Here is a 12,260-nt window from a genome sequence, read left to right as displayed (position 1 = left end):
AAGGCAACATGAAAAAAGATATTGAGTCAAAAAATGATATAGAATTACTGGTGAATACCTTTTACGAAAAAGTAAAAGCAGATGAAAGCATTGGTTATATTTTTACTGACCTGGTAAAAGTAAACTGGCAAAAACATTTGCCTGTGATGTATAATTTTTGGGAGAACAGTTTGTTTTATACCGGCTCTTACGAGGGAAACCCTATGGAAATGCATAAACATTTACATCGTGCTATACCTTTATCTGCGGCGCATTTTAAACAATGGATATTGCTTTTTACCAATACCGTAGATGAGTTGTTTGAGGGGAAAACGGCTGACCTTGCAAAACAACGGGCCATCAGCATTGCCACAGTTATGCAAATAAAAATTCTTGCAGATCGTTCTGCTGCAGATAAAATATTTTAAGCGATTACTGGTTTAAGGTAACACTAAGAAAGCAGCTTTACTAAAGCTGCTTTCTTGTTTCCATGCTGTTGGATGTAGCAAATATTATTTTGCAGGAGGGAGTAATACTGCATCTATAACGTATACAATGCCATTGGATGCCGGAATGGTAGCAATAACATTGGCCACTCCATTTACTTTCAGCTTTCCATCTTTTTTACTGATGGTGATATTGCCGCCGTTTACCTGGCCGATCGATTGCCCGTCCTGCAGCATGTCTTCTTTAAATACACCTACCGAAACATGATATTGCAAAATATCAGTCAGCGCATCTTTCTTTTCGGGTTTTAATAAACCGTCCACAGTACCTGCAGGCAATTTATCAAATGCAGCATTGGTGGGCGCAAATACAGTAAATGGGCCTGCATTGCTTAATGCATCTACTAATTCAGCTGCTTTTACAGCAGCTACTAAAGTGGTGTGGTCTTTACTGCCAATGGCAACCTGCACCACGTTTTTGGCCGACTGGTCATCCTGAACTCCTGATTGCCCCGAAGGTGGAGTTGCTGCTGAAGATGCCGCCGCGGTGTTGTCTTTTGTGTCGGAAGAATTGCAGCTGAGCGTAAATAATAATGTACCAAAGGCGAGGGCAGTTTTTATTGAACTTTTCATATTCCTGGTTTTTAATTACAAATAAAATGACCCGGTAAATCTACTCCCGGCAAGTAATTTTAAATATGATTGCAATCACAATTCAACAGGTAATTGCAGCAGCGTTTTACCAACCTGACAAAACTTCGGTATGCTTTCACTGATTTTTATATTTCTTGGATAGCTATCATATCCTTCCTAATTTCGTTTTAAATATGTATTGCAATAACTATGTTTGATGTAGTAACAATAACTGAGGCAGGTTTTGATAAAATCATTCTGAAAGAAGCCGCAACAGGTACCAGGGTGGAGATTATTCCTTCCTGCGGTGCCATACTAAATGCATTTACAGTGGCAGCCAACGGTGGTTTTATTAATGTAATTGATGGGTTTGAAAATGAAGCTGATTTTAAAACCAATGTGGAAGCCAAAGGCTTTAAAAGCAGTAAGCTCTCGCCTTTTGCCTGCAGAATAGATAAGGCTACGTATACATTTGGCGAAAAGAATTATGCCATTGAAAAGTTTTTACTCAATGGCAGTGCTTTGCATGGTTTACTATACGACGTTGTGTTTACTGTAACTGCAACATGGGCCAGCGAAAAAAGTGCAGGGGTTAGTTTACAACATCAATATACTGGGAGCGATAAAGGTTATCCGTTTAAATATTCCTGTACTGTTACCTACGAATTAAAAAATGATAACGCATTAACTATTACCACAGCTGTTACCAATAATGATGAAGGTTTGATACCCATACAGGATGGGTGGCATCCATACTTTACTTTTGGTGGAAGCATTAATGAGCTGCAACTGGAATTTCAGAGTAAGGAAATAGTGGAGTTTGATGCGGCGTTAATACCCACCGGTACCTTACATCCCTACCAGGAATACGGGGCGCTGAAAAAGATCGGTACTGCTGAATTTGATAATTGCTTCACCGTAAATTTTGCAGAGTGTCAGCCGCTTTGTGTTTTAAGAGACCCCGAAAAAAAATTACAACTAGCAATTTATCCCGCTGCAACTTACCCGTATTTACAAATATATACGCCACCACACCGCAAAAGTATTGCCATTGAAAATCTTAGTGCAGCACCTGATGCATTTAATAATGGCATGGGCTTAAAAGTACTGGCGCCAGGCGCTACCGAAAGTTTTATCACCACATATACCATCACTTCTTTACCTTAGTTACATGAACAGTATCGCAACCAGTGTAGTCAACATTTTTAAAGAAAAATTTTCTACCGTACCCAATGTATATTATTCTCCCGGACGCATTAATTTAATAGGCGAACATATCGATTACAATGATGGCTATGTAATGCCTGCCGCAATAGACAAAGGCGTGTATTACGCAGTGGCTGCCAACGGCACTGATACCATTAATTTTTTTGCTGCCGACTTTAACGAAAGTTTATCCATCACCGTAAAAGAAATTGCCAGATCAGATAACTGGAAAAATTATGTGCTGAGTGTAGTAAATGAATTTGTATTACTGGGTAAAACGGTGAACGGATTCGATTGTGTTTTTGGCGGCGATATTCCCCGTGGCAGCGGCATGAGTTCATCAGCTGCCGTGGAAGGCGGCTTGGCTTATGCACTGAATGATATTTTTAATTACGGCATGAGCCGTGTGGAACTGGCTTTACTTTGTCAACGTGCCGAACATAATTTTCCCGGGGTAAAATGTGGTATCATGGATATGTATGCCAGCCTGAACGGAAAAAAAGACCATGTGCTTTTGCTGGATTGTAAAAAAAATGAACATCAGTATTTTCCACTACAATTAAATGGCTACAAAATTGTGCTGTTAAATAGTAAGGTTCATCATTCACTTGCAAGTGGCGAATACAATGTTCGCAGGCAACAATGCGCAGAAGGGCTGTTGATAATGTGTAGCGATAGTGCTGTAAGGTCTTTCAGGGACGTTACAAAATGGGAAGACCTTTTATCTTATGAAGGAGCAATGGGAAAGGAAGTATTTATGCGTTGCAAATATGTGGTGCAGGAGATTGACAGAACAAGGCAGGCCGGAAAATTACTGGAACAAAACGATTTAAAAGGGTTCGGTAAATTAATGTATGCCACGCATGAAGGGTTAAGTAAACTGTATCATGTCAGCTGTGCAGAATTGGATTTTTTGGTAGCACAGGCAAGCCTTAATGAAAATGTAATTGGGGCAAGGCTGATGGGTGGCGGCTTTGGCGGTTGTACCATCAATATTATAAAAGAAGAAGCGATTGATGATTTTATAGCCACCACAACTGCTGCTTATAAAAAAGAGTTTGATATTTTGTTAGAGGCCTATGTAATGCAGTTGAGTAATGGAACAGAAAAAATAAGTGGGTAAATAATAGCGCTGCCTCCGTGTTCGGTGTCATCAACGATGACAGTGAAAAAATAAATAGCTTCTTTATTGATCACTTTGTTTGGTAAAATCTAAAATTACATCTGCCGAATCATTCCAACCTGTTGCCGCAGATTTTAAACCCAGGTGTTTACCATCAAAAGAAACCACATTGTAAATATCAATTTTAGGCGGGCAGTTTTGATCTATTCTTACCGTGGTTTTCGTCATAAAAGTTGTATTATCCAGCCAGTGGATTTTTAAAGTGTCAGGATCATCGCAGGCAATTTCATTTGTCCAGAGTACAGTAGTGTTATTAATGAAATTGAAGCCGGCGCAATTGGATTGTGCTAAAATAAAACGACCCGAAATAGTGGTGTTATTAAAATTTCCGGCCATTGTAGTTTTATGGGTGTCAGTATTTTTCAGCGTGTCTGCAAAGCCCGAAATTATTAAGCCATCATTATTTTTACCGGGATAGTTGAATATACTGCGAAGAAACCATCCCGACAGAAAGGTTACTATTGCGATTATAGTTGTGATAAAAATTATTTTCCGGTTCATATAATATGTACTCTTTTATACCAGCTCAATAGTTTGCAACCAAAGTTTAGTATTTACAGAATTAGAATTAATGCTATTTTTTTATTTTCATTAAAAGAAAGCCGTTACAAAATTTCGCATTTTAAAAACGTTAACAAGGAGGATGATATATTATCCTGAATACTACTACACTCTTATATAGATCTTCTTCCTGTCCAGCAGCCACGCAAAAAACCACATCATCGTAATAAAACATAAAGCATAAATCAAGGAGCCTATATTGGGTTGCGACGGAAAGACAGGTTTGCATAAATGCTCGTAAAACCAGCCGAACGGCGTAAGATAATTTGGTTTGCCTGCACTATTAAAACCATTATTAATTCTTATTAATCCCATTAATCTTGGTAGTATACCGCTCATGGCAAAAATGAACAAGGCGTTTTTACCAAATACATCAAAGAACCTGCTCCAGGTACCTTTGCGGTTCTTAAATTCTACCAGGTAGATCATTACCGATAAAATCAGAGTGGCTAACCCTGTAGTGTACACGGTGTAACTGCTGGTCCATATTTTTTTGTTGATGGGAAAAACCATATCCCAGCAAAAGCCGGTGAGTATTAAAACGCAGGCGGCAACAAATAAGCCATTCAGCATTTCGGGTGTTTTGCCTTTTTGTACAATGTAATTACCAATTAAATACCCCATTACTACCTGTACAATGGCAGCAAAGGTATTCATCAATCCTTCGGGGTCAAAGGCAATGCCTTCGCCATGGTACATATGCGTTTCGCCTAAAATGGCTTTGTCTACAGCCGTGCCAAACCAGCCGGTGATGCTGAAGGGATCGGCAGGGTTTGCAGCCACACATAAAAACCAGTAGAACAATAAAATAAATGCACTGGCAATAAAAGAACCTCTTACTTTAAAAAAATGAACAATGATGGAAGCGAAAAAATAACTGAGTGCAATACGTTGCAGCACGCCAAAAATGCGCAGGCCCGCAAATGGCTTACCCACAATATTTCCGGCATCATTATATTTTATAAAAGGAAACCAGTTTAAAAATAACCCGATGCAAAAAATAATAACAGTCCTGCTGATAATTTTTCTCCACAAAGCAGCTTCACCTGCAGCTTCTAACTTAGGCATCACAAAAGCCATGGCATTACCCACTGCAAATAAAAAAAACGGGAATACTAAATCGGTGGGTGTACAGCCATGCCAGCTGGCATGGTCCAGTGGTGCGTATATATGCGCCCAACTACCGGGATTATTTACCAATATCATCAATGCTACAGTAGCACCACGAAAAACATCAAGTGAATAAAAGCGTTGGTTCATGAAGTATTTTTACTTGTAATAGCGATTTTGTTTCGGATTTCTTCTGATGTCTTTGAGATTAAGTATTATTAGTTTATTATTTTCAACACGATAATAAATTTTATTTTGAAAACCTTTACCTGCAAGAATAGCTTTGGTGTCTCTAATTGCAGTAATTGCCCCAATGTTTGGTTGCGACGCCAGTACAGCTATTTTTTTATCTACCAGAGTAACGAAATTTTCAGCAACAGATTTATCCCACTCCTGTTTCAGATAATTAGTGGTTTTCTTCATGCTGGCAATAAATCTTTTCTTCATTACAATTTGGAGAGCCATTCCTTCATTTCTTTTTTATACTCCTCAAATGTAATCGTGTCTTTGTCGGGGTCTTCCGTAGCAAGCTCTTCCAGCTCAGCCCTGTCTTCGGGAGAAAGATCAGAAAGGTCATCAAAGTTTTCTTTTGCTTTGGTTTGATAAGCAACAATATCTTCTTTAACCATATTTAATAACTCCTCGTCATCCAGGTTATCTATAAGTTGATGGAGTTCTTTTTTTAAAGCTTCTTTGCTCATACAAAGTGTTTTACCAAATTTACTAAAAAGCTTTGTAAACAAAGCAACCGGACTTATCAGCCCGGTTGCTTTATTTATTCTAGTTGGCTTTTATTCACCATTCACGCCTCACACTATCACATCCGCTCACTCAATTCCAGCCAGCGCATTTCTTTTTCATCTAACAACGTCACAATTTCACCAATTCTTGCCGCTGCTTTTTGCAGCTCGTCAAAGTTTAAACTGCCACTATTCATTTTTTCTTCCAGTGTGGCTTTTTCTTTTTGTAATGCAGGCATTTCTTTTTCTATTGTTTCAAATTCGTGTTTTTCTTTAAAAGATAACTTCTGGTTACGGTTTACGGGCTGTTGATTGCTTTTGTTTTTTTCTTCGCTAACGTTCAATAACTCGTCACTGGTAACAGGTTTTACCTCATAGCCGGTAAATTTTGCATTCGCTACCGCCTCCCGGTATTGTGTATAGTTGCCGGGAAAATCCTTTATCACACCATCGCCTTCAAAGGCAAATAAATGATCTACCATGCGGTCCATAAAATACCTGTCGTGACTTACAATTAAAATACAACCGGGGTAATCCAATAAAAATTCTTCGAGCGTTCTCAGGGTTTGTAAATCAAGATCGTTGGTAGGTTCATCTAAAATTAAAAAATTAGGATTCACGAACAATACACTTAATAAATGCAGCCTTCGTTTTTCACCACCACTTAATTTACTTAACGGCGTGTATTGTTGCTCTGCATTAAAACCAAACTTTTCCATGAATTGAGAAGCAGATATTTTACTGCCATCGGCCAGGGGAAAAAATTCTGCAAAATCTTTTACGTATTCAATAGCCCGTTTATCTTCTTTATACTTTAATCCTTCCTGGTCAAAATTGCCAAACACTACCGTATCTCCATGATTGATCTTGCCGCTATCCGGCTGTTCCTGGTGCAAGGCAATCTTTAAAAAAGTAGATTTACCCACACCATTCTTTCCAACAATACCTACCCGTTCGCCTCTTTTAAAAGTATAATCAAATCCTTTTATCAAAACTTTATCACCATAACTTTTGTTGATCTTTTTCATCTCTAATATCTTGCCACCCAGTCTCGTCATCTTTACCTGCAGGCTTACTTCTGTATCATCTTTTTTCTGGCTTACTCTTTCTTCTACTTCGGCAAACGCATCCTGCCGGCTTTTACTCTTTGTAGTTCTTGCCTTGGGTTGCTTGCGCATCCATTCCAGTTCCTTACGGAAAATATTTTTATCTTTTTGTAATTCACTGGCCTGCACTTCCTGCCGTAAACTTTTTTGCTCTAAAAAATAATCGTAATCGCCTTTGTACGTAAATATTTTTTCCTCATCCATTTCCAATATCTCGTTACAAACGGCATCTAAAAAATAGCGGTCATGCGTTACTAAAAGCAAAGTAACTTTTTGTGCACTTAAATAATCTTCCAGCCATTCAATCATGCCAACATCCAGGTGGTTGGTTGGCTCATCCAGTATTAATAAACAACGGCCTTCATGTAATTGCATTTCTATCAATGCCTGCGCAAGCGCTACTCTTTTGCGCTGGCCTCCGCTTAAATTTTTAACCGGTTCATTTAAGTGATGCAGATTAAGTTTGCCTAATATCTGCTGCAATTCACTTTCAAAATTCCAGGCATTATTTTCATCTACCAATGCCATCAGGTTGGTAAGCTTTTCAATATTATCCGGGTCTTCCTCTAAACATTGTTCGTAAGCTTTTACCACTTTTACCACAGGATTGTCCATCCGCAACACATTATCCCAGATACTTTTGTTTTCTTCAAAAGGCGTATCCTGCTGTAACATGATCACTTTAATATCTTTATGTACCCATACCGTTCCGCTGTCGGCATGATCGAGCCCGGCAATAATTTTTAATAAAGTGGATTTGCCGCTGCCATTGCGGGCTACAAAAGCAATTTTATCACCTTCTTCCACATGAAAGCTGATATTCTTAAAAAGGGTGCGTATCCCAAAAGATTTACTTAAATTTTCTACTGAAGCGTAATGCATAGCCGGCAAAGGTACTGCACGAATGCCTATTCTGATGATTGATTTGAATTTGTATGGGTTATTTTTGTAAAAGGCTGAGGGCCACAAAAATAATTAGTTAATAATCCAGCATAAAATGAGGGCAGGCATGTTTTTTAAATACTGGTATATCAGAATTTGCAGGTACCTGTTGCAAAAAAAATACCTTACCATTATGGCCGGCCCGTTAAAAGGTTACCGGTGGCCGGTTAGCAGAAGTTATGATTATATTACCGGCACCAATGAATCTGATGAAGTGATGGCTGAATTTTGCTCCTGGCTTGGCCCCGGCACAGTTTTTTATGATATCGGCAGCAATATTGGTTATTATTCATTTATTGCCAATACCTTTATCAGCACCGGAAAAATTTACGCCATTGAACCTACAGCGTTTAATAACCAATTGTTTCACCAACTGGTACTCATTAACAAAAACAAGCTGCAGCATAACACAATACAACTTTGCCCCTTTGCCGTTGCTGATACGGCAAAAGAAGTCCTGTTCTCTAATAATACTGTTTTTGCAGAAGGCAATAGTTATATACCGGTTGCTAATAATAATAAAGCAGAAAAAATAAAAGTACAATGTTATTCCATTGATGGGTTATTGCAAATGGGCTATGCTGCCCCGGATGTAATAAAACTGGATGTGGAAGGTGCGGAATATGATGCATTGATTGGGGCAACCCAAACACTACAACAATACAAACCGAATCTTTTAGTGGCTACACATGATTGCATTGTACCTGGTATAAAAGAAAAAGTGGTGGTCCATTTACAGGCGTTGGGATACATCGTAAAACACACCGGCTATCATAATAAAGCAATGGCAGGTTTGGATGATTATATTGCAGTACATAAAGAAAAATTGAAAAAGGCAGATGGATGAAAATAAAAATAAAATAAAATTGCTCGTCATTACGCCTACCCTGCAATGTGGCGGATCAGAAAAATATGTGGCGCTGCTATGTAACCACCTTAATATGCAGCAATTTGATGTTACTGTGGCAGTGCTTAATAACAGTCATCCGTTTTATACCATTAACACCACAGTAGCAGACTTAAAAATAAAACACGTTAGAAATTCTATATTCAGGATAAGGGCCCTGGTAAAGAAACTTGAACCTGGTATTGTTTTTTCCACCGCCAACCATCTTAATATTTACCTGGCTGTTTTTCGTTGGTTATTTCCTGCAAAAACAATATTTATTGCAAGAGAATCCAGCGTGGTAAGCATTAACAGCAAAAGGGCAAAGCTGCCGCTATTTTATAACTGGCTGATAAAAAAATATTACCGCCGTTTCAATGGTATCATTTGCCAGTCGCAATACATGCAGCAAGACCTGGTTGAGCACTACAATATTAAAAAAGAACAAACGGTTGTTATTAATAATGCAGTGGAAGAAGAATTCAAAAAAAACAGTGTGTGTATGGCTGCAAAAAATAAACTGATCACTGTTGCCCGTTTGTCGCCTGAAAAAGGTATCGACAGGTTGATACGGGCAGTAGCAGATCTTACCATACCATTCAGCTTTCACATTATTGGTGATGGCGGGGAGATGGTAACATTAAAAAAACTGGTCACCGGTCTTCAACTCAATGATAAAGTTTTCTTTCACGGCAAAAAAGACAAACCATTTACAGCAATGGAAGATGCCCGCCTTTTTTTAATGGCATCGCAGTACGAAGGTTTTCCCAACACTTTGCTCGAAGCAGGAGCATTGGGCATTCCGGTGGTAGCTTTTAATGCACCCGGTGGTATCAGCGAAATTATACGGGATGGCGAAAACGGCTTGCTGGTAAATGACAATGGCGAAAAAGCATTTGCCCAGGCAATAGAAAAAGCTTTGCAGATTAATTTTAACCGGCAGCAAATAAGTGAGTATACATTGCAACGTTTTTCTTTACAGCAAAGCATTGAAAAAACAGAAGCTGTTTTTACCCGGCTTTATCACCAGGCACAAAACGGGCATTAGCTATTGAAAACATCTTTCAGCGAATAAAAAAAATGACTCATATTTGCGGTTATTAGATAGCCGAATAAATGAAAACAAATGAACGGAGTAAGACCAAAGCTATTGATATTCATTAACACCTTACAATCTGGTGGTGCCGAAAGGGTGGTATCACTTTTACTGGAACATTTGCGGGCCGATTTTGAAATTCACCTGGGATTGTACACCAATATGGTCGATTATGCTATTCCTGCCGAAATAAAAATACTGGACCTTAAACAACCACTGCAGCAAAATAAGTTCATCCGGTTTTTAAAAATGCCCTACCAATCTTACAAAGTGTACAGCTATTGTAAAAAAAATAACATTAAAATTTCTGTTGCTTTTTTATACCGGCCCTGTTATATCAATGCTTTAATGAAAAGCCTCTGGGGCTATAAGGGCAAAGTGATCATGTGCGAAAGAACACATCAAACCACCATGCAGCAAAGCCATTCTGCTATTTACAGGATGTTTTCCAAATTTATGGTGATGTTCTCTTACAAACGGGCCGACCTGGTGCTGGCCAATTCTTACGCCATGCAAACCGACCTGGTAGAAAATTTCAGGATAAAAACACCGGTAAAAGTAATTTACAATCCTATCGATCTGGGTTTTATCAGGTCACATATTGATGAAGCGCCGCCTTTTGTTTTTGATAAAAATATTTTCTATTTCATCAATGTTGGGGGCTTTCGAAAAGAAAAAAATCATTTACTGCTCTTACAGGCATTCTTTATCATGAAAAACCTGCCTTGCAAATTACTTATAGTGGGCGGCGGCGTAATGGAAGACGACCTGAAACAAAAAGTATCTGATTTTGGTATGAACGACAAAGTGGTTTTTTGTGGCTGGGATAATAACCCTTTTAAGTATGTAAGCCGCTCCAGTTGTTTTGTATTAAGCAGCGATGTGGAGGGTTTTCCTAATGTATTAATAGAAGCGCTGGCCTGTGGCAAAGCGGTTATCTCTACGGATTGCAGCTCGGGCCCCCGGGAATTGCTGGCACCAGCCACCGATCTGCACCACCGGGCCATTACCAATTACGAAATTGGAGAATACGGAATTTTAACCCCGGTTAATGATGTGGCGGCATTGGCCGCTGCCATGAAAAAAATGTTTGAAGATGTAACCTTACGCTCCCGTTTTGAAGAAAAAGCCAAAGGCCGGGCCCAGCAGTTTGATGTTGATGAAATAAAACAATACTTCCATGTAGCATTTACCGCAGTTTAATCGGTCATTAGCCAATCCCTTTGGGTAATATTGTCTATTTTTGCCACCTCATATAATATTTAAATGCATACTATTTTATTAACCGGCGGGGCCGGATTTATCGGATCGCACTTAACCCGTCTATTTGTTACTAAATACCCGGATTACAAAATTGTAAACCTGGATAAGCTTACTTATGCCGGCAACCTCGAAAATTTAAAAGATATAGAAGATAAACCCAATTACCATTTTGTAAAAGGCGATATTACCGACCTGGCACTGCTACGGGATCTTTTTACAACACACCAATTTACTGCAGTATTGCATTGCGCTGCCGAAAGCCATGTAGACCGGTCTATTACCGATCCGCTGGCCTTCATTAATACCAATGTGGTAGGTACGGCCTCTTTATTGCAGGCGGCAAAAGAATCATGGGGCGCAGATATTGACGGCAAAATATTTTACCATATTTCTACCGATGAAGTGTATGGCTCATTAGGCGAAACAGGTTTTTTTACAGAACAAACCGCTTACGATCCCCGTAGCCCGTACTCAGCCTCCAAAGCGGCTTCCGATCATATTGTAAGGGCATTTTATCATACCTATCATTTTCCGGTTAAGATCAGCAATTGCAGTAATAATTACGGCCCTTATCATTTTCCCGAAAAGCTCATTCCGCTTTGTATTCATAATATCATCAATAATAAGCCACTGCCCATTTATGGCAAAGGCGAAAATGTGCGTGACTGGTTATTTGTAGAAGACCACGCCAGGGCCATTGACCTTATTTTTCATAAAGGAAAAATTGGCGAAACCTACAATATCGGCGGCCATAATGAATGGACCAATATTGCTTTGGTAAAGGAATTGTGTAAACAGATGGATGAAAAACTGGGAAGGGAAAAAGGCGCATCTGAAAAACTGATCACTTATGTAAAAGACAGGGCTGGTCATGATTTGCGTTATGCCATTGATGCCACTAAATTAAAAAATGAACTGGGCTGGTTGCCTTCTTTACAATTTGAAGAAGGGATCAGTAAAACAATAGATTGGTATTTAAATAATAAAGAATGGCTGGATGAAGTAACTTCTGGTAACTATCAGAAATATTATGCGAAACAGTATGATGGGGTTTAGGAGTGTAAGGGTTTAGAGGTTTAGCAAGTTTAGAGGTTTAGAAAGTTTAGGGT

The 12,260-nt window shown here is 39.0% G+C and carries 13 protein-coding genes; 7 read left to right on the top strand and 6 right to left on the bottom strand.

What is annotated here, in order from left to right; all coding sequences use genetic code 11:
• Positions 1 to 8 precede the first annotated feature (8 nt).
• The gene (locus ACYVM0_RS17585; protein ID WP_460559091.1) at positions 9 to 407 is read left to right on the top strand and encodes a group III truncated hemoglobin; all 399 of its coding nucleotides are present in this window, start codon (positions 9 to 11) and stop codon (positions 405 to 407) included.
• Positions 408 to 491: 84 nt separating this feature from the next.
• Here the strand turns inward: ACYVM0_RS17585 and ACYVM0_RS17580 are convergent, their stop codons facing one another.
• Positions 492 to 1,058 (bottom strand): fasciclin domain-containing protein, encoded by a 567-nt coding sequence (locus ACYVM0_RS17580; protein ID WP_460559089.1) that lies wholly within the window; start codon positions 1,056 to 1,058, stop codon positions 492 to 494.
• Between the two features lie 210 nt (positions 1,059 to 1,268).
• On the opposite strand from ACYVM0_RS17580, the gene ACYVM0_RS17575 reads away from it, so the two are divergent.
• Together ACYVM0_RS17575 and galK are read left to right on the top strand one after the other, a co-directional pair.
• Positions 1,269 to 2,225, top strand: coding sequence for an aldose 1-epimerase (locus ACYVM0_RS17575; protein ID WP_460559087.1), 957 nt, complete (start codon positions 1,269 to 1,271; stop codon positions 2,223 to 2,225).
• Positions 2,226 to 2,229: 4 nt separating this feature from the next.
• Positions 2,230 to 3,387, top strand: coding sequence for a galactokinase (galK, locus tag ACYVM0_RS17570; RefSeq protein ID WP_460559085.1), 1,158 nt, complete (start codon positions 2,230 to 2,232; stop codon positions 3,385 to 3,387).
• A gap of 63 nt (positions 3,388 to 3,450) precedes the next feature.
• Here the strand turns inward: galK and ACYVM0_RS17565 are convergent, their stop codons facing one another.
• The 5 genes from ACYVM0_RS17565 to ACYVM0_RS17545 form a co-directional block, all read right to left on the bottom strand.
• Entirely contained in the window at positions 3,451 to 3,948 is a 498-nt protein-coding gene (locus tag ACYVM0_RS17565; RefSeq protein WP_460559083.1) for a hypothetical protein, read from the bottom strand.
• Between the two features lie 165 nt (positions 3,949 to 4,113).
• Entirely contained in the window at positions 4,114 to 5,268 is a 1,155-nt protein-coding gene (locus ACYVM0_RS17560; RefSeq protein ID WP_460559081.1) for an acyltransferase family protein, read from the bottom strand.
• Between the two features lie 9 nt (positions 5,269 to 5,277).
• Positions 5,278 to 5,565 carry a type II toxin-antitoxin system RelE/ParE family toxin gene (locus ACYVM0_RS17555; protein ID WP_460559079.1) on the bottom strand — a complete coding sequence of 96 codons (288 nt, stop codon included), beginning with the start codon at positions 5,563 to 5,565 and terminating at the stop codon, positions 5,278 to 5,280.
• A complete protein-coding gene (locus ACYVM0_RS17550) occupies positions 5,565 to 5,819 on the bottom strand; it encodes a hypothetical protein (RefSeq protein WP_460559077.1) in 255 nt (84 codons plus the stop codon). Before ACYVM0_RS17550 ends, ACYVM0_RS17555 begins: the two co-directional genes overlap by 1 nt.
• Before the next feature lie 116 nt (positions 5,820 to 5,935).
• On the bottom strand, positions 5,936 to 7,846 hold the full coding sequence (locus ACYVM0_RS17545) for an ABC-F family ATP-binding cassette domain-containing protein (protein ID WP_460559075.1): 1,911 nt from the start codon (positions 7,844 to 7,846) through the stop codon (positions 5,936 to 5,938).
• A 127-nt stretch (positions 7,847 to 7,973) separates the two neighbouring features.
• Here ACYVM0_RS17545 and ACYVM0_RS17540 point away from each other — a divergent pair, with 127 nt between their 5' ends.
• The 4 genes from ACYVM0_RS17540 to rfbB all read left to right on the top strand — a co-directional run bounded on the left by ACYVM0_RS17540 (position 7,974) and on the right by rfbB (position 12,207).
• Positions 7,974 to 8,753: an FkbM family methyltransferase gene (locus tag ACYVM0_RS17540; RefSeq protein WP_460559073.1), complete on the top strand. Its 780-nt coding sequence runs from the start codon at positions 7,974 to 7,976 to the stop codon at positions 8,751 to 8,753.
• On the top strand, positions 8,746 to 9,840 hold the full coding sequence (locus ACYVM0_RS17535) for a glycosyltransferase (protein WP_460559071.1): 1,095 nt from the start codon (positions 8,746 to 8,748) through the stop codon (positions 9,838 to 9,840). The genes ACYVM0_RS17540 and ACYVM0_RS17535 overlap by 8 nt, the downstream gene beginning before the upstream one ends.
• Before the next feature lie 78 nt (positions 9,841 to 9,918).
• Positions 9,919 to 11,091 (top strand): glycosyltransferase, encoded by a 1,173-nt coding sequence (locus tag ACYVM0_RS17530; RefSeq protein WP_460559069.1) that lies wholly within the window; start codon positions 9,919 to 9,921, stop codon positions 11,089 to 11,091.
• Between the two features lie 63 nt (positions 11,092 to 11,154).
• Positions 11,155 to 12,207, top strand: coding sequence for a dTDP-glucose 4,6-dehydratase (gene rfbB, locus ACYVM0_RS17525; RefSeq protein WP_460559067.1), 1,053 nt, complete (start codon positions 11,155 to 11,157; stop codon positions 12,205 to 12,207).
• Positions 12,208 to 12,260: the final 53 nt, after the last annotated feature.

This window comes from Ferruginibacter profundus, assembly GCF_054783275.1.
The sequence above is the reverse complement of the archived record's forward strand: the minus strand, read 5'-3'. Positions and strand labels throughout refer to the sequence as shown.

Bases quoted from the DNA above. Each gene is read 5' to 3' on its own strand.
- ACYVM0_RS17585 (WP_460559091.1), top strand. From the start codon at position 9: ATGAAAAAAGATATTGAGTCAAAAAATGATATAGAATTACTGGTGAAT.
- ACYVM0_RS17580 (WP_460559089.1), bottom strand. From the start codon at position 1,058: ATGAAAAGTTCAATAAAAACTGCCCTCGCCTTTGGTACATTATTATTT.
- ACYVM0_RS17575 (WP_460559087.1), top strand. From the start codon at position 1,269: ATGTTTGATGTAGTAACAATAACTGAGGCAGGTTTTGATAAAATCATT.
- galK (WP_460559085.1), top strand. From the start codon at position 2,230: ATGAACAGTATCGCAACCAGTGTAGTCAACATTTTTAAAGAAAAATTT.
- ACYVM0_RS17565 (WP_460559083.1), bottom strand. From the start codon at position 3,948: ATGAACCGGAAAATAATTTTTATCACAACTATAATCGCAATAGTAACC.
- ACYVM0_RS17560 (WP_460559081.1), bottom strand. From the start codon at position 5,268: ATGAACCAACGCTTTTATTCACTTGATGTTTTTCGTGGTGCTACTGTA.
- ACYVM0_RS17555 (WP_460559079.1), bottom strand. From the start codon at position 5,565: ATGAAGAAAAGATTTATTGCCAGCATGAAGAAAACCACTAATTATCTG.
- ACYVM0_RS17550 (WP_460559077.1), bottom strand. From the start codon at position 5,819: ATGAGCAAAGAAGCTTTAAAAAAAGAACTCCATCAACTTATAGATAAC.
- ACYVM0_RS17545 (WP_460559075.1), bottom strand. From the start codon at position 7,846: ATGCATTACGCTTCAGTAGAAAATTTAAGTAAATCTTTTGGGATACGC.
- ACYVM0_RS17540 (WP_460559073.1), top strand. From the start codon at position 7,974: ATGTTTTTTAAATACTGGTATATCAGAATTTGCAGGTACCTGTTGCAA.
- ACYVM0_RS17535 (WP_460559071.1), top strand. From the start codon at position 8,746: ATGGATGAAAATAAAAATAAAATAAAATTGCTCGTCATTACGCCTACC.
- ACYVM0_RS17530 (WP_460559069.1), top strand. From the start codon at position 9,919: ATGAACGGAGTAAGACCAAAGCTATTGATATTCATTAACACCTTACAA.
- rfbB (WP_460559067.1), top strand. From the start codon at position 11,155: ATGCATACTATTTTATTAACCGGCGGGGCCGGATTTATCGGATCGCAC.